The following is a 21,885-nucleotide window of genomic DNA, read 5'->3' as shown; positions in this document are numbered from 1 at the left end:
CATTTCGGGTCCCCCCAGGGAAGTCGAAGTCGTTCTCTCCTCGGTACGACAACCACTCTGGCCGCCACCACTACCGCGACACTGCCGCTCCACTAACACCCGGCTAAGGCCCGTTACGCGCCGGAGCCCCGCCGGAACTCCGGCGGGGCTCCACCGCACGGGCTCGTCTCGCTCCCCGCCCGCCGGGCCCCCGTCCACGGCACGGGGGATGAGGCACCTCCGGCGTTCTTGGGGCGCCCTGCCACGAGGAGGGACCTCCTCAGTCGATGCAGAACTCGTTGCCCTCGATGTCCTGCATCACGATGCACGAGTCGTGGCCGTCGTAAAGGAGTTGCACGCGCACCGCGCCGAGCGCGACCACTCGTGTGCACTCGGCTTCGAGCGCGGCGAGGCGTTCCTCACCCACGAGTCCGGTGCCGACCCGCACGTCGAGATGGACCCGGTTCTTGACGATCTTGGATTCGGGAACGCGCTGAAAGAACAGTCGCGGGCCCACGCCGGACGGATCGCTACAGGCGCACCAGGAACCCCGGTCCTCAGGAGGCCGGGAGCGGTCGAAGTCGTCCCACGTGGCGAACCCCTGCGGTGGCGGCGACACGACGTACCCCAGCACCTCGCACCAGAACCGAGCGAGGCGCTCAGGCTCCGCGCAGTCGAAGGTGACTTGGAACTGCTTGATCGATGGCATCGGCGCACCATAGCAGGGGGTTGCGCTGCTCATCTCCCGCTTCGTATCGGCTTGTTGTCCTGTCGGGTGAACGGTCCCCGTTAGCCGCCGTTGCGTCGCGCGGTCGGCGGGTCGGTGTCGGGCGGCAGGTCGCAGGCGTCGATCAGCTTCAGTACCCGTTGTACGGCGGCGTCGGGGCCGTCCGAGCGGTGCACGGCGGCGACCGCGGTCTCCAGGTAGGGGGAATCGCCGTGCAGGGGACGGTAGGCCACTCCCGGGATGCCCAGTGTGCGTACCTGCTCGGGGGCGAGCGCCAGGCACAGGCCGGCGGCGACGTAGCTGAGCAGTCCCGGCAGGTCGTCCGCCTGGCCGCGCGGTCGGGGTGTGAAGCCGGCCTGTGCGCAGGCGAGCGCGACCTGCTCGGCCAACCCGGGCAGGGCGCCACGCTTGGGCATCGCGAACTGCTCTCCGGCGAGTTCCCGCAGGTCCAGGCGTGCCGCGGTGGCGAGCGGATGGCGTTCGGGAAGGACCGCCACCAGCCGTTCCACGCCGATTCGACGGACCGTCAGCCGTTCCGTGCCGGTGACGGGGAGCCGGACGAGCGCGAGGTCGAGCGTTCCGGCCTGGAGCATGTCGACCAGTTCCGCGGAGGGGTGTTGTCCCAGGTGCAGCCGCAGTCCGGGCAACTGCGCGTGGGTACGGCGCAGCAGGCGCGGCAGGAAGTCGTAGCCGAGGCTGCTGATGAATCCGAGCCGGAGTTCGCCCTCGTGTCCGCTGGCGATCCGCCGCGCCCGGTCCACGGCGGCGGCCTGCGCTTCGAGCAGCCGCCGGGCGTCCTCGGCGAACGCGCGGCCGGCCGGGGTGAGTCGGGCCCCCCGCGGAAGGCGGTCGAACAGGGCGACGCCGAGGCCGCGCTCCAGTCGTTGGATCGCCTGGCTGAGCGGTGGCTGCCGCATGGCGAGTCGCTCGGCGGCACGTCCGAAGTGCTGTTCCTCGGCCAACACGACGACCTGTTGGAGGAGGCGCTGGGTCAATTCCATATGGCACAGCATATGGAAGGTGCCGGAAAGAAGTATTGGACGATATGGGGTGCCTGGGATTTGACTGGCTGTCAACGGCCCGGCGCGTGAAGCCGGGCCCGGTGGAGATCGGAGACGTGCCATGGCGACAGGACGGGAAGCGGACGGTGGCGTCGGTCCGCTGAACGGCGTGCGGGTGGTCGAGCTGGCCAGCGTGATCATGGCCCCGTACGCGGCCCAACAGCTCGGCGACCTCGGAGCGGACGTGATCAAGGTCGAACCGCCGACCGGTGACCTGACCCGCCACTACCCGCCGACCCGCAGTCCCGGGATGGGGGTGATATCCCTCAACCTCAACCGCAACAAGCGCAGCGTCGCCCTCGACCTCAAGGCCCCGGGCGGCCGCGACGCCCTGCTCGCCCTCCTCGCGAGCGCGGACGTCTTCCTCACCAACGTCCGCCCACAGGCCCTGCGGCGCCTCAACCTGTCGTACGAGGACGTGGCAGACGTCAACTCCGGCCTGGTCTACCTCAACGCCCAGGGCTTCCGCAGCGATTCGCCCCTCGGCGGGCATGCGGCCTACGACGACGTCGTGCAGGCAGCCTCCGGCCTGGTGTGGCTGAACGAGCAGGTCAGCGGCGTCCCGCACTACGTGCCCACGGTGCTGGCTGACAAGATCTGCGGCCTGGTGATCGTGCAGTCGGTGCTCGCCGCGCTCCATCACCGTGACCGCACCGGCCAGGGCCAGCACGTGGAGGTCCCGATGGCCGACACCATGCTGGCCTTCAACCTCGTCGAGCACCTGGCAGCGGCGACCCACAACCCACCCGCCGGGCCGATCGGCTACCCGCGGGCACTCAGCCCCCGTCGCACGGCCTCCCGCACGGCGGACGGCTGGATGTGCATCCTGCCCTACAGCGACCGCAACTGGCGTGACTTCTTCGCCTTCGTCGAGCGTCCGGAACTGGCCGACGACCCACGTTTCGCGTCGTTCACCGCGCGCGCCCGCAACGTCGACGAACTCTACCTACTCGTGGGCGAGTTCACACCCCGGCACACCACCGCGGAATGGCAGGGGTTCTGCGATGCGAAGAGCATCCCCGCCGCCCCGGTGCTGAGCCTGGCGGAGGCCGCCACCAGCACCTACGCCGCCGAGGGCGGGCTGCTCCAGGAGGCCGAACACCCCACCGAGGGCGGCTACCGCCTCATCGGCCAGCCCGTGCGCTTCTGGGCCACGCCCGCCGGCCTGCACCGGCACTGCCCGCAGATCGGCGAACACACCGAGGAGGTCCTCGCCGAGATCGGCCACCGACCGTCCGCCTGAGCCGTCGGCCGTGACCGCTCCCCGGACCCCCGGTCCACGTCGCCCCGGCGACAGGCCCGCGGCACTGCCGACCAACCACCACCAACTCCCCCACCCACAGGCCGAATCGAGGACCCGTGACCGAGCAACCCCCCCTGGACGAACAGGCAGCGCCGCACGAGCGGGAACCGCTGCGCGTCGAGCACCGGCCGAACGGCGTCACGGTGCTGACCTTCGACAACCCCGACCGGCGCAATCCGATGACCGGGCGGCTGACCGCGCAGTGGCGGCGCGCCATGCAGTCCCTGCGCCAGGCGCCCGACCTGCGCGCCGTCGTGATCACCGGGACCGGCCCCGCCTTCTGCTCGGGCGCCGACCTGGGGGAACTCGCCAACCAACACGGCCAGGGCCTCTCCGGCACCCGGGCCCAACTGTCCGACTTCTACCGGACCTGGCTGGCCGTCCGTGACCTGCCCGTCCCCACCGTCGCGGCCGTCAACGGCCACGCGGTGGGCGCCGGACTGGCACTGGCCCTCGCCTGCGACCTGCGGTACGCCGCGGCGGAGGCGAAGCTCGGCGCGCCGTTCGTCCGGCTCGGCCTGCACCCGGGCATGGCCACCACCGCCCTGCTCGCCGAGGCCGTCGGCCCGGCGAGGGCACGGGAACTGCTGCTGACCGGACGGCTGATCAGCGGAACGCGGGCCGCCACCCTCGGCATGGTCCACGAGGCGCTGCCGGCCGACCGGGTGCTTCCGGCCGCACTCGACGTGGCCGACGAGATCGCCGCCGCGGCCCCACTGGCGGTCCGGCTGACCAAGAGCGGCCTGGCCCAGGGGCAGCCCACCGTCGAACAGGCACTGGCGTGGGAGGCGCTCGCCCAGCCCGTGACGACCACCACCGACGACTTCCGCGAGGGCGTCCAGGCACGCCGGGAGCGCCGCCACCCGCACTTCACGGGCGCCTGACCACAGGCGCAGGCACGGTACCCACCCCGCGCCCGCCCCGCACCTACCACCACTGTGCACACCCATCACCTTGTCTGAGGAGCACCGCGATGACCCTTTCCGCCCTCGATCCCGGGGCCGTCCAACTTCCCCGCGAGACGGTCCAGTTACGACAGGAGGTGCGCGACTTCCTCGCCGGGGAGCGGGCCGCCGGCACCATCCTCGGTCGGCCCGATTCCTGGCTGACCGGCTGGGACCCCGCGTTCACCCGCCGCCTGGCCCGGCGTGGCTGGGTCGGCATGACCCTGCCACGGAAGTACGGCGGTGGCGGACGCAGCAACCTCGAACGCTACGTCGTCATCGAGGAGTTGCTGGCCGCCGGCGCCCCCGTGTCGGCCCACTGGGTCGCCGACCGGCAGGCCGGACCCACCATCCTGCGCCACGGCACCGAGGCGCAACGGAGCCACTTCCTGCCCCGGATCGCCGCCGGCGCGTGCTTCTTCTCGATCGGGATGAGCGAGCGGGACAGCGGCTCGGACCTGGCCTCGGTACGTACCCGGGCGGAACGGACCGACGGCGGCTGGCGGCTGACCGGCACCAAGATGTGGACGGGCGGCGCGCACGTCAACGACCACGCGATCGTGCTCGCCCGGACCGACGAGTCCGAGGACCGCCACGCCGGGCTGAGCCAGTTCATCGTCAACCTGCGCGATCCGCACGTCCGCGTCGAGCCGATCCGTCTGCTCAGCGGCGAACACACCTTCAACTACTGCCATCTGGAGGGCGTCGAACTCACCGACGACGCACTGCTCGGACGCCCCGGCGACGGCTGGCAGCAGGTCACCGGCGAACTGGCCCTGGAGCGCAGCGGTCCCGAACGTTTCCTGTCCACGCTTCCGCTCCTGACCGCCCTGGTGGAGCAGGTGCAGCGGACCGGCGGAGGCAGTCCCGAGCAGCAGGCCCGCGTGGGCCGGCTCACCGCGCGCCTGTCGGCCATCCGGCAGTTGTCGTTGGGAGTGGCCGCGGCCCTGGCGGCCGGCCGACCCGCCGACGTGCAGGCGGCCCTGGTCAAGGACCTCGGGACCCGCTTCGAGGGCGAACTCGTCAACGAGGTCCGCGAGATCCTTCCGACCGCCGCCCGCTTCGACGCCACCCGCGGCAGCTACCCCGAACTGCTGGCCACCGCGATCCTGCACGCGCCGGGATACACGCTGCGCGGCGGCACCAACGAAATCCTGCGCGGCATCATCACCCGAGGTCTGGAGCTGTCCCGATGAGCACCGAATCCGCCACCGAACACCTGGCCGCACCCCCCGCCGAACGCGCCGCCGACGCCCTGCCCCCGCTCGATGCGCCGCCAACCACCCTGGTGGCCCTGGCCCGGGAAGCCGGCCACCACCACACCCCGGCACCGCTCGCCGAAACGCTGCTCGTCGCGCGCCCGCTGCTGGCCGCGGCCGGGCTGGCCGTCCCGGACGGCCACCTCACCGTGGCGACCGGCCCACTCGACGTGCGGTTCGCCCACGTGGACACCGACAGCAGGGTCGGGCCGACGGGAGCGGCAGGCACCGATGACGCCCTGCGGGTCAGCGGCACGCTGCACCGGGTGCCGTGGGCCCGGGCCGCCGAAGCCGCGGTCGTGCTGACCGAGGGTCCGTGGGGCGGGCCCGTGCTCTTCCTCCTCGAAGCCGCCGAGTGGCGGCAGGTGGCGGGCGCCAACCTGGCGGGCGAGCCCCGGGACGACCTGGTGCTGCTCGACGTGACCGTCCCCGCCGCGCGGGTCCGCCGCGTTCCGGCCGCGCTGGTCCGCGAGGCCGCATGGCGTTCCGGCCTGGCCCGGGCCGCCCTGATCGCGGGTGCGGCCCGCCGCTGCGTGGAACTGACGGTCGCCCACACCGCCTCACGCGTACAGTTCGGCCGACCGTTGAGCCACTTCCAGGCCGTCAAGCAGGAGGAGGCCAAGCTCGTCGAAGAAGCGGCCCTGGTCACCGCGGCCGTCGAGGCGGCCGCCGTCGCGCTGGCCGAACCGGACTCCGCGGAGTTCACCGCCTGGCTCGCCGCCGCACAGGCCGCCGCCTCGGTGGCCGAGATCACCCGCATCGCCCACCAACTGCACGGCGCCATCGGCTTCACCGAACTCAGCCCGCTCCGCCTGGCCACCACCCGCATGTGGTCCTGGCGCGACGAGGACGGCGGCGAACGGGCCTGGCAGCAGAGGATCGGTCGGCAGGTGCTCGACGGCGAGGGCGCCGGCGGCCGGTTGTGGCAACGGGTGACCAGCGGCTGACCAGTGACCGACCCGTGACTGGCCCGTGACTGGCCCGGTGCGGTCGAGCCTGCGGACGTCAACCCGCCGGCTCGGGGCGCCGGAGAGCAGCCGCACCGCCCAACGCGCTCAGGCGCCCCGAAGGAGAGGGGACCGGACAGACCTACGTCCGGTCCCCTCTCCTTCGGGGCGCCTCAACCGTTCCACGGTTCCCACAAGGCCCAACCGTGATCGGGGAACAGCCCTGCCCCGCGCACGTCGCGGCTCCCCGCACACTGGCGCCACAGCACTCGCAGCGGTACGGGGATCCGCACGCCGATGACCTCCTCCAGCGCGGCCAACTGGGCCTCCGAAGCACCGGACTTGGGCGCCGCGTGCGTCGTCGGGGCGTGCCGGCGCAGCCAGCTCTCGATGCGCTGCCACGCTTCGGTCGCCTGCCGTGCCTGCACCGCATCCTCAAGCGGCCGCTCGCTCGGACCGACGGGCTCGGGCCATGCCATCCGCGCCGGCGCACGGGGCAGCACGTCGACCCTGCGCACCTGCCGCCACGCCCTCGTCCAGCGCCGGCGGCCCGTAGGCGTAGTGCACGCCCAGCGCCGGACAGTCTTCAAAGGTCTCGACGTCGACGTGGACCACGTACATCGACGGATCCCATCCGGGAACGCCCCTCAGCGGATCGTCCACCAGTTGGGCGCACAGCACCCTCAGCGCGTACACGACGCCGGCCCCCAACTGCGTGCACTAATCCCGTACATCGTCCGTTACCTCAACCACCCTCACCTCGCCACGCCCTCCTCCTCGTTCGTCTTCCGCCCCCGCGAGTGGCGCGGCCACCTCGGCAGCGACCTCACAACCCCGCCGCCTCCCCATCGGGAACCGTTCCATGATGTCGGCCCTGTTCCACGCCCTTGCCGCCCCTGCGCACCACCGACTGAAGCTGCGGCTGCGGCTGCGACTGTGACTTCGACTGCACGGAGGTGAGGTGAGGTGAGGTCAGCTCGCAGCCGCGTCGGTCGAAACGGGCACGGCGCACGTACGGAGCGCCATGAGCGAGTCCTTCGTCCTTGAGCGCCAACCAATCCGGGTGGCGAGCCTTGAGCGCCAGGGCTTCGTCCAGCGACCCGGCAAGAACTATCTTGTCGGCTCCCCGCGCGAAGGCCCAGGAGGCCACCGTGAAGGCGCGCATGACGTCGACCACGACCGCCACGGACGGGGCTTCGACCAACTCGGTAATGCCGAGGAAACGAGCGTCCATCCAGTCATCGTCGCGCATGCCCGCCCTATACGGATCTCCGCCCGCCGCCGCGCCGCCGCACCGCCCTCCTGTGCCCCGCCCGACTGCCCCGCTGATCGCCTGGCTTCACGGGCCTTCACGGGCAAGCAGGGGCGCGGACGCCGGTTGGCCTGAGCGGCCCCAGCGCAGGTCGACGGCCGTTGTCAGTGCCTGCTGGCACCATCCGTTCCATGAGTGACGATTACTTCAACTGGCGAGATTTCCTGATGCGTTGGCAGGACGAATGGGTTCCACACGAGGACGAGGAGGAGGCGCCGGGCGACGTACAGCTGGGCAGACCCGGAGCCGAGGAGGCGGTGATCGCCGCGGCCGAGAAGCGGCTGGGGCGGCGGTTGCCGCCCTCGTACCGGGAGTTCCTGGCCGTGAGCGATGGATGGCACGTGGGCCAGATGGTGGGGGTCTATCAGCTGGGCGGGGCCGCGGACATCGACTGGTTCAACGATCCGTACGACATGACCCCGCTGTACGAGGAGGGCCTGGGCGACGCCCCCGGCAGGGCGGAAGTCCTGCTGGCAGGCATGTGGCGACGGGCACTGCGGTTGGAGACGGATTCCGACATGACGAACGCCCTGCTCGACCCCGGCGACAGCGACGAGGACGGCGAGTGGGCGGTCTACGTCTACCACGGCTGGCACGGTGAATCACCCCGGCGCCACCCGTCGTTCCGTGCCTACATGCAGGCCATGTACCGCGGCTTCCACAGCGACCGGGCGAACAGACCCGACTTCGTGAACGCGACCACGCGCGGCCAGGACGCCCAGGTGGAACAGGCCCGCCTGCTGGCCCTGGGCGGCCGGTACGAGGAGGCGCTGCCCCTGCTTGAGGAGGCACTGTCCTTCGGACGGCCGCACAGCGGCGTCCTGCTCAACCAGATCCGGCATCTACTGACCCCGTGCAGCTCCCAGGACTACGGCAACCTGGTGGCCGACCCGCGCTACCTGCCCGAGCTCCTCCCCGTGCAGGCTCTGCAGCAGGCAACGGCCGGCGACTGGCGGCCGGGCGAATCCGACCGCTGGCTCGGGATGATGGCCGCCCGCGGCGCCGACCGGAAGACCGCCGAAGCCGTACTGAGCGCGGTGCGGGACGGCACCCATCGCTACGCGCCCGAAGGCCCTTGGGGCCGGGCCGTCGCCCAGGCCCGGGAGGCGGCCCGCTGGGGAGCGACCGACACCGCATGGCGCGTGCTACGGGACGCGCTCCCGCCCTGGGCGGCTCCCGGCCCCTCCCTGATCGCCCCGCTCGGCCTGCTCGCCGATCCGATCCTGGGACCGCTGATCACCCCGGAGCGCGGCCGGGAGATGCTCGCGACACCACGGACCGGAGAGACAGGCCCCACTCCGGAGCCGGTGCCGGATCTCGACCCGCCGGGCCTCGTGTGGCTGACGGAACCGTCGGCGAACCGGCAGCCACACAACGGATACCGCTGCGTCTGGGTCGAGGGGATCGCCCCCACCGACCTGCCCGCCCTGATCGGCGAGGAAGCCGCCGAACTGAGCGCACCCATCGATCCGCGCGATGCGACGTGGCGGGCGCCCCGACCCCATGAGCGGGAGGGCGTGGAGCTCTGGGAGGACCGGGCAGTGGTCGCCGTCGGCCGCACCGCCGAAGGGTTGGCCTTCGCCTTCGACGGCTTTTCGGGCCACCGCTTGAACACGCTGTTCCAGTCGCCCGCCCGGGCCGCGTCCTCGTCCGGCCGCGCGGTGGCGGTCTGGCGCGACCCGAGGCGCCAGAGCCCAGGCGACGGCCCGTCCGCGTTCCACCTGTCGGTGGCCGACGGCGGCAAGCAGCTCTACGCCTTCACCGTGCAGGGCACGGAGATCCAACGCTCCGGCACGCTCCCCGAGGCACTGGACCCGGCACGCCTGTTCCACCCCGAGGACACCGAACTGGACCGCGAACGACGCATACTGCGGGCCCTGCACACCGAACTCGGTCTCTCACTCCCCCACTTCGCACTGACCCAAGGCAGGCTCCACACCTTCACCACCCGATCCTGGACCCGCGCACCACGCGCCGACGAGGCTTTCACCTACGTCCACATCAGCCTCGGGCAGCCTCAGCCATAAACGCGGACCGCCAGCCCCGATGGGAGACGTGGCGACCTTCAACAGCGCCGGAACGTGGGCGACACGGAATCCGCGACTACGGAGAACTGGCCGCGCGGCACCAAATCATCGAATAGTGATGGAATTGCGGCGAGGTGGTCGCAGCGACGAGTAATCGCTGACTGGGCATCAAAATCGCGCAATGGACAGCTACTATGGATTCCCGCACCTCACTCGATCGGCCCGCCTCCGAGGGTGATGCACCTCCGCATGTGTGCATGATTGTTCCATGAACACGACACGCGTAAATTACCCGCAGAAGTTTCTGCGAATATTCGCGATCAGCGCCGCCGTGGGTTTCACCCTCGCGATGGGTGCGCCCGCGACAGCAGCAGCCGCGAATGCGATCCCGCAGACCACCAAGAGCACCAAGAGCACCAAGGCACTCTCGACCGAAATCCGTCACGATGAGGACCAGGGCAGATTCCGATCCGGCGGTCAGGACCCCTGGGCTTTCCTCCTCCCGGAGGGCCATCACCACGGTGGCGGCGACGGAGACTGCCGGGGGCTCGTCGTCCTGCTTTGTGCGTGACGAATATCCCGTGCACGTGCACGCATGACGAGGCGCGAGAGGAAGCCGGATACCCCTACACGGCGCCTTTCGCGCCTCACCCAATTCGAGCGACCGCCGTTTACGGTTACGCGGCGGAATGATGCAGATCCCTCAGAATTTCAACACGATCAAATATCCATTTGACCGAGTTTCGAATACACCGGAATTCCCTCCCAAGAGTAGGGAACATCGCAAGGAGGAAACTTCGCTCGGCGGAAGCCACAGCCGATGCACCGTTCTCAGCAATCGCCGGTATCAGTGGATCGATGGTTGCCCTCGACGAGCTCGCTGGGATAGAAGGCTCCCGGGGCGACTGCGGCAGCGGCCCGGCCGCGCCACGGAGCGTCTCGGGATCGCCTCGGCACCGTATCGGCACCGTCGGGGCAGCCTCGGAATACCTCGGGCAGGGGCGGGGCTGACGTGGTCATGAGTCGAATTCTTGTGATCGGTGCAACTGGCAATGTCGGCCGGCAGGTTGTCACCCAACTCGTCACCACAGGCGCGGCGGTGCGGGCACTGGCACGTGAGCCCGCGCCGGCCGGGCTGCCTGAGGGAGCAGAGGTGGTGGGCGGGGACCTGACCCGGCCGGACGCGTTGGAGGGGGCACTGGCCGGGAGCGACACGGTGTTCCTGATATGGCCGTTCCTCACGACCGAGGACGCCCCTGCCGTACTGGAGGCGACGGCACGGCATGCTCACCGCATCGTCTACCTCTCGTCGTCGGGAGTGAACGATGACGCCGAACGCCAGACCGACCCGATCAACCAGCTCCACGCCGACATGGAGCGCCTGATCGAAGCCTCGGGCCTGGAGTGGACTTTCCTGCGGTCGAACACCCTCGCCTCCAACGCGCTGGGGTGGGCCGAGCAGGTACGCACCACGCACGTCGTCCGCGGCCCCGACATGGCCGCCACGGCGGTGATCCACGAACGCGACGTCGCAGCCGTGGCGGTGCATGCCCTCACCGATGACGGACATGAGGGCAGGAAACACGTCCTGACGGGACCCCAGGTACTCGGCAGAGCCGAGCAGGTACACATGATCGGGGACGCGATCGGCCACCCGACGCGCTTCGAGGAGGTCCCGGTAGCGGTCGCACGTCAGCGGATGCTCGCCGACGGCAGGCCGCCCGCTCTCGTCGAGGCGCTGTTGGCCAGTGCTGACGCCCGACCTGAATCGCACGTGATCACCTCCACGGTGGAGGAGATCACCGGAGCACCGGCGCGCACGTTCCGGTCATGGGCAGAAGAGCACGCGCACCGTTTCCGCTAGACGGGACATCGACGCGCGACCGATCCATGGGAGTCACGTAGACGGGACATCGACGTGCGACCGATCCGTGGGATTCGTGATTGCCGGGGTCCCGGACCCGTGGCCCGGCTCGCCTGACGCGAGCACTGCTGCCGTGGCGGATCCGCCACGCTGGGGAACAGGCGCGGGGGCGCGCCCCCGTACCGCAGTGCTCCGTGGTGCCGCTGGACCCACGGTGGCCGTGAACTGCCGGGCCCAGACGGTGCCGTTCTGGTTTGCGGGGTGTCGTGTCAGTGGTCACGTCAGCGCGGTGACGGCCCGGTGTCAGGGCGTCCGTCGAGAGTGGACTCAGTCGTCAGGCACTCGCCTGCTTCGACCACCACGACGGGCGTCCTCACACCAGCGGAACGCCCCGACGAACCCTCAGGAGAGCATCGCCATGCCCACCTTCAACACCCCCGAGCCGATCACCGCCGTCCTCGACCTTCCCGCCGGGCGCGTGAAGTTCATCGCCGTCGACCAGTCCGACACCACGGTCGAGATCCTGCCTGCGGACGCCTCGAAGAGCCGTGACGTCAAGGTGGCGGAAGAGACCACCGTGACCTACCGCGACGGCGTCCTGCGGATCGCCGCCTCGGCGAAGAACCAGTACTTCGGCCCCTCCGGATCCGTCGAGGCCACCGTCCAACTGCCCACTGGCTCCCGGATCGAGACGACTGCGGCCAGCGTCGCGATCCGGGCCGTCGGACGCTTCGGCGACGTCACCGTCGACAGCGCGCACGGCGCGATCACCCTCGACGAGGTCGCGAGCGCCCGCCTCACCACCAGCGCCGGCGACGTCTCGATCGCCCGCCTCGGCGGCCCCGCGCAGATCCGCACCAGCAAGGGCGACATCCGCATCGCCGAGGCGGTGCGCGGCACGGTGGTGCTGCGCACCGACGCCGGTGAGGTGGAGGTCTGCACCGCCGCCGGGGTCTCCGCGTCCCTGGACGGCGGCACCTCCAACGGCCGGATCCGCAACTCGCTCAAGAGTACGGACGGCGCCGTCGACCACCTCACCGTGCACGCGACGACCGCCACCGGCGACATCATCGCCCGCAGCCTCTGAGGGGTGCGGACTCCCGGGCCGTGCCACTCCTCACGGCCTGTCGGTCGCGAGGGCGCGATGGACGGCTGCGACGACGACGGAGCCTTCGCCGACGGCGGAGGCGACCCGTTTGACGGACCCGGCGCGGACGTCGCCGACCGCGAAGACGCCGGGCAGACTGGTCTCCAGACCGGACGGTGGCGCACCGTCAGCACGCGTCCGGTGGTCGGTGACGTCCGCACCGACGCGGATGAAGTGCCGGTGGTCGGTCTCCAGGCAGCCTTGCAGCCAGTCGGTGTTGGGGGTGGCGCCGAGCATCAGGAAGACGTTGGCGATCGGCCGGAACTCCTCGGCGCCGGTCCGGTTGTCGGCCCACCGCACCCCGGTGAGGTGCTCGTCGCCCTCAAGCCCGGTGAGTTCGGTGTGCGGGTGCACGAGGATCCGGTCGGTCGCCTCGATGCGGTCCTGGAGGTAGCGGGACATGGTCTCGGACAGGCCCGGGCCGCGGATGAGCATCTGCACCCGGCGGGCGTGTCGGGAGAGGAAGACCCCGGCCTGACCGGCGGAGTTGGCTCCGCCGACGACCGCGACCTCCTCGTTCTCGCACAAGCCGGCCCCCATGAGGGTGGCGGCGTAGTGGATGCCGTTGCCCTCGAACCGGTCCAGGCCGGGCAGGTCCAGTCGCCGATAGCGCGCGCCGGTGGCCACGACGACCGTCCGGCCCCGCACGCGGTCGCCGTCCTCCAGCGTGATCGTGTAGGGCCGTCGTTCGCAGTCCAGCCCCCACCACCAGGCGGGGCAGCACGATGCGGGCGCCGAACTTCTGTGCCTGGACCTGGGCGCGCCCGGCCAGTGCCTGGCCGCTCACTCCGATGGGGAACCCCAGATAGTTTTCGATCATGGAGGAGGTACCGGCCTGGCCACCGGGCGCCTCCGCCTCCAGCACCACCGTGCGCAGTCCTTCGGAGGCGGCGTAGACCGCGGCGGCCAGTCCGGCGGGGCCGGCGCCGACCACCGCGAGGTCGTACACCGCGAGGGGATCGAGGTCCTCGGCGAGGCCCAGTTGTTGCGCCAGTTCCCGGTTGGTGGGGTTCTCCAGGAACCGGTCCGGCCGGTAGACCACCACCGGCCAGGACCTGCGGCCGTCCAGGCCGTAGCGGGTCAACACCTCGCGGGCGGCCGGGCCGCCGGCCGGGTCGACGACCGCGACCGGGTAGCCGTTGCGTTCGAGGAAGCGCAGCACTCGCAGTGTGTCGGCGGTGGTGGGCGGGCCGGCGACCACCACGGTTGCCTGTCTGTGCTGGATCAGGCCGAGGCGGCGCAGGATGAGCGCGCGCATCACGGTCTCGTAGATGTCCGGTTCGGCGGCCAGCAGGCGGCGGAACTGCGGGCGGTTCAGGCGCACCACCTGTCCGTCCTCCGCCATCCGGCCGTTCACCAGGCTCTTGCGGTCGTTGAACAGGTCGAGTTCGCCGGTGAATTGGTGGGGATCGTGCACGGTGATGACCTGTCAGGCGCCACCGCCGCTCCGTGGGACCGACCAGCACTGCCCCTGGCCGGCATCGGACTGAACGTACTGCCGGAACCCCTCCAGTGTCCCACCGCGCCACCGCACGGCGCCCGTTTGCTGCGGGTCCGGGCGGCCGCTCCCGGCCGGGCACTCGACGCAACCATCCCCGCCAGGTGGTGCCGGTGGCTCCTCCGCTGAGGACGCTCCGCTCGCCCCGTGCGGTCCCCGGACTGGGGCGTTGGGCGCTCGGCGAGGTGGCCGCGCGGGGCGACGTGCCGCGCGGGTGGTCCGGTCGCGGGGGAAGGAGTACGCCTCAACGCCGCGCGTGGCGGATCTTCAACCGGCCGAATCCCATGGACCCCGAGATGCGGATCTTCGGCCCGCCGGCGCGGGAACGCCGCCGGGGCTGGTAGCGCAGGTCCTTCCACCCCGTGCTGAGGCCCTCGACGTCGACGGTCGCGTCGCGCGGCAGTGTGATCTTGGCACGGCCGGTGCCGAGCATCAGCTCGATGTCGACGACCGGATGCTCGACGACGGCCCGGGACAGGTCCAGGTGCACCCGTCCGAATGCGGACGCCACCTTGAGGTGACGGGGTACCCGCCAGGCGCCGCGCCGCCGGATCCGTCCGCCAGCGGCAGCGATCGTCGAGGTGGGCTCCGGCCTTTCCTCCGGGAGGGAGGCCATGGCCGATGCGAGTTCGCCCTGCGTCCTGGCCGTGAGCACTTGACCGAGGCGTTCGTCCATCTCCTCGTGCGGGATGCGCTCTTCGGCGTAGGCCGTCTGCAGACGCTGCACGGCCGCCTCGCGGTCTTCTTCGCTGAGCGCCACCGGCGGGTCTTCCTGCGGAGAGGTCACCGTCTCACTCTAGTGCCGCGCCGACGACGTGGACGCGTCAAGGTGAAAGTAGCCGGACGAGGGCGGCCGGAGCAGCGGCGTTGCGGCATCCGCTGCGCCGACGACAAGCCAACAACGGTCCCGCACACCGGGCCGACGGCACCGGAAACCCCGGCGCTACGCTGCGCCCTGCTCGACGTAGAGGTGGATCGGCCCGCGGAGTACGGGGCTGCGCCGGTACGGGGGCGGGTCGGCGACGAGCCGGGGCCGGTCGAGGTGCCGGACCAGTTGGCCCAGTGCGATCTGGGCTTCTCGGCGGGCCAGCGGGCCGCCGAAGCACAGGTGGATGCCGCTGCCGAAACCGAGGTGTTGGTTGTCGCGCCGATCGGGGTCGAAGCGGTCGGGATCGTGGAAGCGGTTCGGATCGCGGCTGCCCGAAGCCAACATCAGCATGATCTGGGCGCCCTTGGGGATGGTGGTGTCGGCGACCGTGATGTCGCTGTACGCCGCCCGCCAGGGAATGATGTGCACGGGAGGCTCGTAGCGGAGCAGTTCCTCGACCAGTGGCACGACCAAGTCCGGTTCCTCGCACAGTCGTTGGAGGACGTGCGGGTGCCGCAGCAGTGTCAGCATGCCGTTGGTGATGAGGTTGACGGTGGTCTCGTGGCCGGCGATCAGCAGCAGGTTGGCGGTGGCGACGATTTCCTCGTCGGTCATCCGCCCGTCGGGCCCGTCGTCGTTGGCCAGTCGCGACAACAGGTCGTCGCCGGGCTGCCCGTGGCGTTGCTCCAGCAGTCCGCCGAGGTACTGGCGGAGGTCCTTGCGGGCCTGGACGCCCTTGTCCAGTTTCTCCTTCGGGTCGGTCTTGGGGTTGTAGTCGATCGAGTTGATGAGGTCGTCCACCCATCGGTGGAAGCGGGGTTCGTCCTCGCGGGGCACGCCGAGCAGGTGGCAGATCACGGCGACGGGGAACGGGTAGGCGAAGTCGTCGACGACGTCGATCCGCTCCTTGCCGGCGAAGTCGTCGATCAGGTGGCCGACCGCAGTGGTCAGGGCGCCTTCCATGCCGGTCACCAGCCCCGGGGTGTGCGGGGGGCCGAAGTGGCGCATCGCCAGACGCCGCAGGCGGTCGTGTTCGGGCGGGTCGAGGTTGATGAACGCCGGTGTGCCCTCCGCCTGCATGCCCTCCGTCGGACACGACAGGTTGCGGGTGTCGGAGCTCAGGTGCGGGTTGTGCAGGATGTCGCTGATCTCGCGATAGGTGCTGATGACGAAGCTGCCGTCCTCCTGCCGGGCCACCGGCGTCTCGCGCAGCTCGGCGTAGAGCGGGTACGGGTCGGCCCGGGAGGAGTAGTCGAGGATCCGGCGCAGCGTGTCGGGCGTCTGGGTCGTGGTCATCTCGGTGTCCCTCCTACCGGTGCTGGTACGCGGCCGTGACGCGTCGCTCGCTCGGGTCGTGTCCGGTGACGACCACGGTGGCGCCCTGGGCGAGCAGCGCGGGACCGGGGAAGTCGACGGGCACCGGCTTGGTGTCTGCGGGCTGGTCGGGGGTGGGACACGGCGGCGGGAAGGGCGCGGCCGTCTCGATCAGCCGGCGGTAGTGGTCCAGCCACTTCGCGTTGTTGAAGCTCACCGCCGCGGTGACGCGGCCCCGGTAGCCGTACGCGGCGACGAAGCGGTGGTCGGGCACCGAGCCCTGGGTGACGACCACCTCGTCGGCGAAGGTCGGCACGCCCACCGACTTGATGTTGATGCCGAACTGGATCGACCAGAACAACGGGAGGGTCAGGTGGGGCCAGCGATCGGCCTGGCCGCTGACCATGTTGTGCGCGGCGACCTCGGCCTGCTCCACGGCGTTGGCCCAGTGCTCCAACGAGATGAGCCGGTACTCGTAGATCGGGTTCGGGCAGCGGGCCACGTCGCCGGCGACGAAGACGTCGTCGGTCACCAGGCCGTTGAGGTCGAGGGCGCGGCAGCCCGTGTCGCAGGCGATACCCCAGACACCCGCCGCCAGTCCCGAGTCCCGCAGCCAGTCGGTGTTGCGGATGCCTCCGAGTGCCACCACCGCGACGTCGGCGTCGACCGTGGTGCCGTCGTCGAAGTGCGCCCGGCGCAGCCGCCCCTGGGCGTCGCCCTCCAGCTGGGTGACCTTGACGCCGCACCGCAGGTCGACACCGTGCGCACGCTGCACGTCGGCCGCGACGTCACCGATCATGGCACCGAGTGCCCCGACCAGTGGGGCCGGCGCGAGTTCGGCGACGGTCACCGGGATGTCCCGTTCGCGGCAGACGGAGGCGATCTCGGAGCCGGTGAATCCCGCGCCGATGACCAGTACCCGGGAGGGCCCGGCGGCGAGGGCACGCTGGAGGGCCTCGGCGTGTTCGCGCGTCCGCACGACGAACACGCCGTCCAGGGCCGCCTCTCTCTCGACGAACCAGGGCCGGGCCCGCACCCCGGTGGAGATCAGCACCCGGTCGAAGGGAACCTCGCGACCGTCGGCCAGCCGTACGTGGTTGTTCGCCAGGTCCAGCCCGCTGGCGGGCACGCCCAGCAGCCACTCGGCATCGACGTCACGGCGTCGCGGCAGCCTGGTGTTGTCGGCCGGCACCCACCCGGTCAGCACCTGCTTGGACAGGGGAGGCCGGTCGTAGGGCTCGCCCAACTCGTCGCCGATCATGGTCAACGATCCGGTGAAGCCCTCGTCGCGCAGGGCCTCCGCGGCCCGCAGTCCCGCGAGTGACGCTCCGACAACCACGATGCGACCCGCGCGCTTGAACGCTTGCAGGTTGTCGGCGCTGGTCATGATGACCGCGCCTCCGCCGGTGCGTCCCGGCCCTCCAACAGGTCGACCAGGATCGCTTGGACCGGGCAGGCCGCCGCGGCGCGCAGAACCTGGTCACGCCGGGCGTCGTCGGGGTTGGGGTCGTACATCAGCGCTTCCTCACCGTGCATCCGGAACGCGTCCGGAGCCAGGAAGGCGCACTGCGCATACCCTTCGCATCGGGAAAGATCAACGACAACTCGCATCCCGACCTCCACAGGGGCTGCGTGCTGCGGGCCCGGATGCCGGCACCGTGGTGGCGCGCGAGGCGCGAGACGGCTGGCGAGAGGTGATGTGGCCGTTGCCCTTCCTCCGCGGGCTGCGGGGGTGCACCGCGCTCGTCGGGTCGCCGCAGAAGGAATCGGTTTTCGCGGACAGGGCGACCGGCGGATATACCGCTCAGAGAACCTGACACTGCTGTCAGAAAGCCTATCCCGGGCACTCCCCACCTGCACCCCGGGAAGCGGGCGGCGGCCCGGTCGGGGTCGACCGGGCGGCGCAATCTGCTCGCGCCCGGCGTGTGACTTGGGGGTTCCGATGGTTCGGTGGCGACAGGAGTCGACCGGGCTCGCACGGGTCGTGCGGCCGGCCAGTCGAGGAGGAGAACCGGCGTGAGCGTCCCCCAGGGTGCCCCTCAGGGCGTCATCCCCACGCAACTGCTGAAGGGCCAGAAGGCGCTGGTCACCGGCGGTAACTCGGGCATCGGCAAGGCGACGGCCATCGGCCTGGGCCGCGCCGGAGCCGACGTGGTCGTGAACTACGTCGCCGGACGGGAGGCGGCGGAGCAGGTGGTCGAGGAGATCTCCGGTTTCGGCGTGCGCGCGGCGGCGTACGAGGCCGACGTGTCCCAGGAGGACCAGGTCGTCGCGATGACCCAACGGATGGTCGAGGAGTTCGGGACGGTCGACATCCTCGTGGCCAACGCCGGGCTCCAGCGCGACGCCCCGTTCACCAAGATGACGACGGCCCAGTGGCAGAAGGTCCTGGACGTCAACCTCACCGGACAGTTCCTGTGCGCGCGCGAGGCGACCAAGGAGTTCCTGCGGCGGGGGGTCGTGCCCGAGGTGTCGCGGGCGGCCGGAAAGATCATCTGTATGAGTTCGGTCCACCAGCTGATCCCGTGGGCCGGTCACGTCAACTACGCCGCGTCCAAGGGCGGCGTGCAGATGATGATGACGACCCTCGCCCAGGAGCTGGCGCCCCGCAGGATCAGGGTCAACGCCGTTGCGCCGGGAGCCATCAGGACGCCCATCAACCGCAGTGCCTGGGACACTCCGGACGCCGAGCAGGACCTGTTGCAGCTGATTCCGTACGGACGCGTCGGCGATCCGGAGGACATCGCCCACGCGGTCGTCGGCCTCGCCTCGGACCTCATGGACTACGTGGTGGGCACCACGCTCTACGTGGACGGCGGCATGACCCTGTTCCCCGGTTTCGCCACTGGCGGCTGAGCGGCCGAGCGGCCTCGGCGCGCACCGAGGCCGCTGCCCGCTGCACTCAGGGCGCGAGGATGCCGATGCCGTCGCCGAGCAGCTTGAGGCCGAGGACGAAGAAGAGCACGGCCATCACGGCGGCGTTGTGCCGTGCGGCCCAGTCCCGCCAACTGCCGAGCACGCGCTGGGCCCGCTCCCCCATCAGCAGGTAGACGACCAGTGGTGCCAGGACACCCACCGACGCGACGAGCACGAAGACCGCCAGTGCCCCGGCCTGCTGGGCCACGGGGATTCCGGCCGCGCTGATCGACGCGCCCGCGGCGAGGGTGAGGGGGGCGTTCTTGGCGTTGGCCGCCGACAGGGCCACCCCGAGTCCGAAGATCTTGGGTGGGTTGAAGTGGTCGATCGCGGCCATCCACTTCGGCAGCTGCGCCTGGGAGGGGTCGGTGGGACGGTGGCGCCACTGCCGTGCGCCGAGGAGGGCCAGCAGCAGGCCGAGGGCGAGCTTGAGGGCTCCCACCCACGTCGCGGGCTGCTTGTGACTGGCGGCGCCGCCGGATCCCCCGACGGCCAGCATGATCGCTCCCAGTGCCGCCAGCCCCACGAGCCAACCGAGCCCGAACAGCGCCCCGTTGAGACGTCCCCGGGGCGTGGCCAGGATGAGGATGACTGCCACGATGGGCAGCGGGCTGACCGCGACGCCCGCGGCCAGGCCGAGTACGTCGCCGACGGCGTGTCCCATGGTGGCCTCCGAGCAGACTGGGTACGGAGCCGGCGGACCGCGCGCGGTGCGACGGGACTGCGCACCGCGTGGTCCTCGCCCATGGTCGGTGGCGGGGCGTGGGCGAGCGCGCTGCCGGACGTCGAACGGGTGAGGAGCCGGCGCGCGGCACGGCACGGTGGGCTGATCCGTCGGGCGCCGGCGGGGCGTCAGCCCGGCGGCGTCTGCCCCGAGAGCACCTTCTGGAGGCGTTGCGCGCCGCTCTGGATGGCCTGCTGGGTGTCCGCGTGGCCGGCACCGCCGAGTCCGCCGTTGGTCACGGAGATGACGTTGGGCCCGATCCGTGCGGCGGCCGCTTCGAGCGCCAGGGTGGTTGTGAGGCCCTGCACGGTGGTGACCATGGACAGTCGCACGCCGAACCGGTCGTCGCCGGCCTTGGGAAGCGACGTCTGGACGACCTGCGCGACCACCTTGTTCCCGGATCCGCCCACGGCGGTGAACCCGTCGCAGACGTTCGGCAGGGTCTTCAGCCACGCCATGCCCTTGTCGGCGTCCGCCGGGGAATACGAGCCGACCTGGTACGTCATCCTGGCGTGCCTGGATGGTTCGGTGAAGACCTCGCCGGCCTTGGCCGTGGGCGCGGCTCCCATGAGGTTGCCCGACTTCAGCCGGTCGAGGAACATTTGGCAGTTGGCCTTGTTGGCCTTGCTGTGCAGCAGGGTGTCCTGACGGCCGGTGCCGCCGCCGCTGGCCGGGTTCCACTGGGCGCCCAGTGCGGAGGGGCTGATCAGGGCCGCTTCGGCCTGGCTCCCGGTGAGCTTCGCGGTCGGCGAGGCCGACGGCGTCCCCGACCCCGACGAACTGCCGCCCGAGCAGGCTGCCGTGGCCATCAGGATGCCTGCGGCCAGGACGGTGGCCAGGCAACGGGACGGGCTGGACGATCGGTCCATCGCGGTCCTCCCAGGTGAGCGGTTCAGCTCCGAGAGCACCACCCGCCGCTCGCACCCGCAACCACGCCGTGGCGTGCGGGTGGAGCACGGCACGCCGACGCGGAGAGCCAGGCCCCAAAAGCCGGCTGGCCGACAGACACCGCTTGGCGGGTCGCGGGAACCGGCGGTCAGCGCGGCAGCGCCCGTCGCTGCACAGGCGCGCAACGGGCACAGAGGAACTGGAAGGCGCTGGATGCGCTGGATTCGCTGATCGAACCGACGCTGGACGGACCTGGCTGCCTGTCGCTCCGGGTCTGCGCCGACCCCACCACTCCCCCCGCACGGTGGTCGTGGAGCGGTGGGAAGACCGCCGGGCCTTCGAGGCGCACTGCGCCGCCCCGCACCCACGGCATGCCCGGGAGGTCCTGGTCAGGGGCCGGGCCCGGCCCCTGACCCTGCGGACCCCGGTCGAGGCGTCGTCGTCCGCGCCGAGTTGACCGTGCTGCTGCTCTCCCGGCTCAGCCGATTCCGACCTTGGACAGGGCAGTGGTCCAGTCGGTGGCGATGGCGCTGCGGGCGGCGTCGAGTTGGACGGTGCCGTTGCACACGGCCGTCTTCAGCTTGTTCTCCACCGAGTCCTTGCTGGCGGCGGGTTCGTTTCCGTAGCGGGGCTCGGGCCACAGATTCTTCGGGTCGCGGGGTGCGCCGCCGAGTTCGAGGGGGACGAGGTGGTCTTCCTCGTAGTCGGCGGTGTTGGTGTCGGAGTAGCCGTACTCGGCTATCTGCTTGATCTTGAGCGGGGTGGTGTAGGAGACGGGCGGGCGGACCGTCTTGGTCCAGCCGGGCACGCAGATCGTCGAGTCGATCGTGGACTGGGTGACGTCGGGGTTGTAGGCGCCGGGTTGGCAGGTGGCGTCGGGCAGCGGCAGGTGCGACCGGGAGCAGGTGGTGGCCGCATGGGCGCTGCCCGTCGTGAGCAGGAGGCCGGCGGCGGTGAGCGCGATGGCCGTTGCCGCGGAAGAGAGTCGTAGCGTCGCTCGCATGGGTGCTCCGTGTGGGGGGAATGCCGGGCAGACGGCCCGGGCGTTGGAACGCCATGGGAGCAGCCCGGCGCTCTATGCGGGTAGACCCTGACGGTGAACAACAG

General features: G+C 71.0%; 21 protein-coding genes and 2 pseudogenes. 10 read left to right on the top strand and 13 right to left on the bottom strand.

What is annotated here, in order from left to right; translation table 11 throughout:
- Positions 1-259 precede the first annotated feature (259 nt).
- On the bottom strand, positions 260-688 hold the full coding sequence (locus tag ACJ6WD_RS29975; protein ID WP_407616915.1) for a VOC family protein: 429 nt from the start codon (positions 686-688) through the stop codon (positions 260-262).
- A gap of 80 nt (positions 689-768) precedes the next feature.
- Positions 769-1,707: a LysR family transcriptional regulator gene (locus ACJ6WD_RS29970; RefSeq protein WP_407616912.1), complete on the bottom strand. Its 939-nt coding sequence runs from the start codon at positions 1,705-1,707 to the stop codon at positions 769-771.
- 121 nt (positions 1,708-1,828) lie between these two features.
- Between ACJ6WD_RS29970 and ACJ6WD_RS29965 the strand changes: the two genes are divergently transcribed.
- The 4 genes from ACJ6WD_RS29965 to ACJ6WD_RS29950 all read left to right on the top strand — a co-directional run bounded on the left by ACJ6WD_RS29965 (position 1,829) and on the right by ACJ6WD_RS29950 (position 6,220).
- Positions 1,829-3,010 carry a CaiB/BaiF CoA transferase family protein gene (locus tag ACJ6WD_RS29965; RefSeq protein WP_407616911.1) on the top strand — a complete coding sequence of 394 codons (1,182 nt, stop codon included), beginning with the start codon at positions 1,829-1,831 and terminating at the stop codon, positions 3,008-3,010.
- 116 nt (positions 3,011-3,126) lie between these two features.
- Entirely contained in the window at positions 3,127-3,954 is an 828-nt protein-coding gene (locus tag ACJ6WD_RS29960) for an enoyl-CoA hydratase/isomerase family protein (protein ID WP_407616910.1), read from the top strand.
- Between the two features lie 89 nt (positions 3,955-4,043).
- Entirely contained in the window at positions 4,044-5,210 is a 1,167-nt protein-coding gene (locus ACJ6WD_RS29955) for an acyl-CoA dehydrogenase family protein (protein WP_233660928.1), read from the top strand.
- Positions 5,207-6,220, top strand: coding sequence for an acyl-CoA dehydrogenase family protein (locus tag ACJ6WD_RS29950; RefSeq protein WP_407616909.1), 1,014 nt, complete (start codon positions 5,207-5,209; stop codon positions 6,218-6,220). The genes ACJ6WD_RS29955 and ACJ6WD_RS29950 overlap by 4 nt, the downstream gene beginning before the upstream one ends.
- A gap of 173 nt (positions 6,221-6,393) precedes the next feature.
- Here ACJ6WD_RS29950 and ACJ6WD_RS29945 read toward each other — a convergent pair whose 3' ends face one another.
- Complete coding sequence (locus tag ACJ6WD_RS29945) at positions 6,394-6,738, bottom strand: hypothetical protein (RefSeq protein WP_407616908.1); 345 nt, start codon at positions 6,736-6,738, stop codon at positions 6,394-6,396.
- Positions 6,739-7,241: 503 nt separating this feature from the next.
- A pseudogene (locus tag ACJ6WD_RS29940) lies at positions 7,242-7,454 on the bottom strand (2-phosphosulfolactate phosphatase); the annotation flags it as partial.
- 209 nt (positions 7,455-7,663) lie between these two features.
- Here ACJ6WD_RS29940 and ACJ6WD_RS29935 point away from each other — a divergent pair.
- From ACJ6WD_RS29935 to ACJ6WD_RS29920, 4 genes are all read left to right on the top strand, one after another.
- Positions 7,664-9,559, top strand: a complete 1,896-nt coding sequence (locus ACJ6WD_RS29935) for an SMI1/KNR4 family protein (protein ID WP_407616907.1) — start codon at positions 7,664-7,666, stop codon at positions 9,557-9,559.
- A gap of 268 nt (positions 9,560-9,827) precedes the next feature.
- Positions 9,828-10,130: a hypothetical protein gene (locus ACJ6WD_RS29930; RefSeq protein WP_407616906.1), complete on the top strand. Its 303-nt coding sequence runs from the start codon at positions 9,828-9,830 to the stop codon at positions 10,128-10,130.
- 447 nt (positions 10,131-10,577) lie between these two features.
- Positions 10,578-11,423 (top strand): NAD(P)H-binding protein, encoded by an 846-nt coding sequence (locus ACJ6WD_RS29925; RefSeq protein WP_407616905.1) that lies wholly within the window; start codon positions 10,578-10,580, stop codon positions 11,421-11,423.
- 418 nt (positions 11,424-11,841) lie between these two features.
- Positions 11,842-12,510 (top strand): DUF4097 family beta strand repeat-containing protein, encoded by a 669-nt coding sequence (locus ACJ6WD_RS29920; RefSeq protein ID WP_407616904.1) that lies wholly within the window; start codon positions 11,842-11,844, stop codon positions 12,508-12,510.
- 30 nt (positions 12,511-12,540) lie between these two features.
- On the opposite strand, the gene ACJ6WD_RS29915 is transcribed toward ACJ6WD_RS29920, so the two are convergent.
- Together ACJ6WD_RS29915 and ACJ6WD_RS29910 are read right to left on the bottom strand one after the other, a co-directional pair.
- Positions 12,541-13,236, bottom strand: a complete 696-nt coding sequence (locus ACJ6WD_RS29915) for an NAD(P)/FAD-dependent oxidoreductase (protein ID WP_407616914.1) — start codon at positions 13,234-13,236, stop codon at positions 12,541-12,543.
- A 103-nt stretch (positions 13,237-13,339) separates the two neighbouring features.
- Positions 13,340-13,828, bottom strand: a pseudogene (locus ACJ6WD_RS29910) (FAD-dependent oxidoreductase); the annotation flags it as partial.
- Between ACJ6WD_RS29910 and ACJ6WD_RS29905 the strand changes: the two are divergent.
- Positions 13,787-14,197, top strand: coding sequence for a hypothetical protein (locus ACJ6WD_RS29905; protein ID WP_233660934.1), 411 nt, complete (start codon positions 13,787-13,789; stop codon positions 14,195-14,197). The pseudogene ACJ6WD_RS29910 and the gene ACJ6WD_RS29905 sit on opposite strands and share 42 nt — an antisense overlap.
- Positions 14,198-14,312: 115 nt before the next feature.
- On the opposite strand, the gene ACJ6WD_RS29900 is transcribed toward ACJ6WD_RS29905, so the two are convergent.
- From ACJ6WD_RS29900 to ACJ6WD_RS29885, 4 genes are all read right to left on the bottom strand, one after another.
- Complete coding sequence (locus ACJ6WD_RS29900; RefSeq protein WP_407616903.1) at positions 14,313-14,855, bottom strand: DUF1707 domain-containing protein; 543 nt, start codon at positions 14,853-14,855, stop codon at positions 14,313-14,315.
- A gap of 156 nt (positions 14,856-15,011) precedes the next feature.
- Positions 15,012-16,232 (bottom strand): cytochrome P450, encoded by a 1,221-nt coding sequence (locus ACJ6WD_RS29895; protein WP_233660936.1) that lies wholly within the window; start codon positions 16,230-16,232, stop codon positions 15,012-15,014.
- 13 nt (positions 16,233-16,245) lie between these two features.
- Positions 16,246-17,637 (bottom strand): NAD(P)/FAD-dependent oxidoreductase, encoded by a 1,392-nt coding sequence (locus tag ACJ6WD_RS29890; RefSeq protein ID WP_233660937.1) that lies wholly within the window; start codon positions 17,635-17,637, stop codon positions 16,246-16,248.
- Positions 17,634-17,861, bottom strand: a complete 228-nt coding sequence (locus ACJ6WD_RS29885; RefSeq protein WP_078488744.1) for a ferredoxin — start codon at positions 17,859-17,861, stop codon at positions 17,634-17,636. Before ACJ6WD_RS29885 ends, ACJ6WD_RS29890 begins: the two co-directional genes overlap by 4 nt.
- 405 nt (positions 17,862-18,266) lie before the next feature.
- Here ACJ6WD_RS29885 and ACJ6WD_RS29880 point away from each other — a divergent pair, with 405 nt between their 5' ends.
- Positions 18,267-19,106 (top strand): SDR family oxidoreductase, encoded by an 840-nt coding sequence (locus ACJ6WD_RS29880; protein WP_233660938.1) that lies wholly within the window; start codon positions 18,267-18,269, stop codon positions 19,104-19,106.
- A 46-nt stretch (positions 19,107-19,152) separates the two neighbouring features.
- Here ACJ6WD_RS29880 and ACJ6WD_RS29875 read toward each other — a convergent pair whose 3' ends face one another.
- The 3 genes from ACJ6WD_RS29875 to ACJ6WD_RS29865 form a co-directional block, all read right to left on the bottom strand.
- A complete protein-coding gene (locus ACJ6WD_RS29875) occupies positions 19,153-19,830 on the bottom strand; it encodes a GAP family protein (RefSeq protein WP_407616902.1) in 678 nt (225 codons plus the stop codon).
- Between the two features lie 188 nt (positions 19,831-20,018).
- The gene (locus ACJ6WD_RS29870; protein WP_407616901.1) at positions 20,019-20,759 is read right to left on the bottom strand and encodes a hypothetical protein; all 741 of its coding nucleotides are present in this window, start codon (positions 20,757-20,759) and stop codon (positions 20,019-20,021) included.
- Positions 20,760-21,256: 497 nt separating this feature from the next.
- Positions 21,257-21,781 carry a hypothetical protein gene (locus ACJ6WD_RS29865; RefSeq protein WP_331247912.1) on the bottom strand — a complete coding sequence of 175 codons (525 nt, stop codon included), beginning with the start codon at positions 21,779-21,781 and terminating at the stop codon, positions 21,257-21,259.
- Positions 21,782-21,885: the final 104 nt, after the last annotated feature.

It is taken from the genome of Streptomyces sp. VTCC 41912 (assembly GCF_045799175.1).
Classification (GTDB): Bacteria; Actinomycetota; Actinomycetes; order Streptomycetales; family Streptomycetaceae; genus Streptomyces; species Streptomyces albulus_C.
The sequence above is the reverse complement of the archived record's forward strand: the minus strand, read 5'-3'. Positions and strand labels throughout refer to the sequence as shown.

Bases quoted from the DNA above. Each gene is read 5' to 3' on its own strand.
- ACJ6WD_RS29975 (WP_407616915.1), bottom strand. From the start codon at position 688: ATGCCATCGATCAAGCAGTTCCAAGTCACCTTCGACTGCGCGGAGCCT.
- ACJ6WD_RS29970 (WP_407616912.1), bottom strand. From the start codon at position 1,707: ATGGAATTGACCCAGCGCCTCCTCCAACAGGTCGTCGTGTTGGCCGAG.
- ACJ6WD_RS29965 (WP_407616911.1), top strand. From the start codon at position 1,829: ATGGCGACAGGACGGGAAGCGGACGGTGGCGTCGGTCCGCTGAACGGC.
- ACJ6WD_RS29955 (WP_233660928.1), top strand. From the start codon at position 4,044: ATGACCCTTTCCGCCCTCGATCCCGGGGCCGTCCAACTTCCCCGCGAG.
- ACJ6WD_RS29950 (WP_407616909.1), top strand. From the start codon at position 5,207: ATGAGCACCGAATCCGCCACCGAACACCTGGCCGCACCCCCCGCCGAA.
- ACJ6WD_RS29935 (WP_407616907.1), top strand. From the start codon at position 7,664: ATGAGTGACGATTACTTCAACTGGCGAGATTTCCTGATGCGTTGGCAG.
- ACJ6WD_RS29930 (WP_407616906.1), top strand. From the start codon at position 9,828: ATGAACACGACACGCGTAAATTACCCGCAGAAGTTTCTGCGAATATTC.
- ACJ6WD_RS29925 (WP_407616905.1), top strand. From the start codon at position 10,578: ATGAGTCGAATTCTTGTGATCGGTGCAACTGGCAATGTCGGCCGGCAG.
- ACJ6WD_RS29920 (WP_407616904.1), top strand. From the start codon at position 11,842: ATGCCCACCTTCAACACCCCCGAGCCGATCACCGCCGTCCTCGACCTT.
- ACJ6WD_RS29895 (WP_233660936.1), bottom strand. From the start codon at position 16,232: ATGACCACGACCCAGACGCCCGACACGCTGCGCCGGATCCTCGACTAC.
- ACJ6WD_RS29890 (WP_233660937.1), bottom strand. From the start codon at position 17,637: ATGACCAGCGCCGACAACCTGCAAGCGTTCAAGCGCGCGGGTCGCATC.
- ACJ6WD_RS29885 (WP_078488744.1), bottom strand. From the start codon at position 17,861: ATGCGAGTTGTCGTTGATCTTTCCCGATGCGAAGGGTATGCGCAGTGC.
- ACJ6WD_RS29875 (WP_407616902.1), bottom strand. From the start codon at position 19,830: ATGGGACACGCCGTCGGCGACGTACTCGGCCTGGCCGCGGGCGTCGCG.
- ACJ6WD_RS29870 (WP_407616901.1), bottom strand. From the start codon at position 20,759: ATGGACCGATCGTCCAGCCCGTCCCGTTGCCTGGCCACCGTCCTGGCC.
- ACJ6WD_RS29865 (WP_331247912.1), bottom strand. From the start codon at position 21,781: ATGCGAGCGACGCTACGACTCTCTTCCGCGGCAACGGCCATCGCGCTC.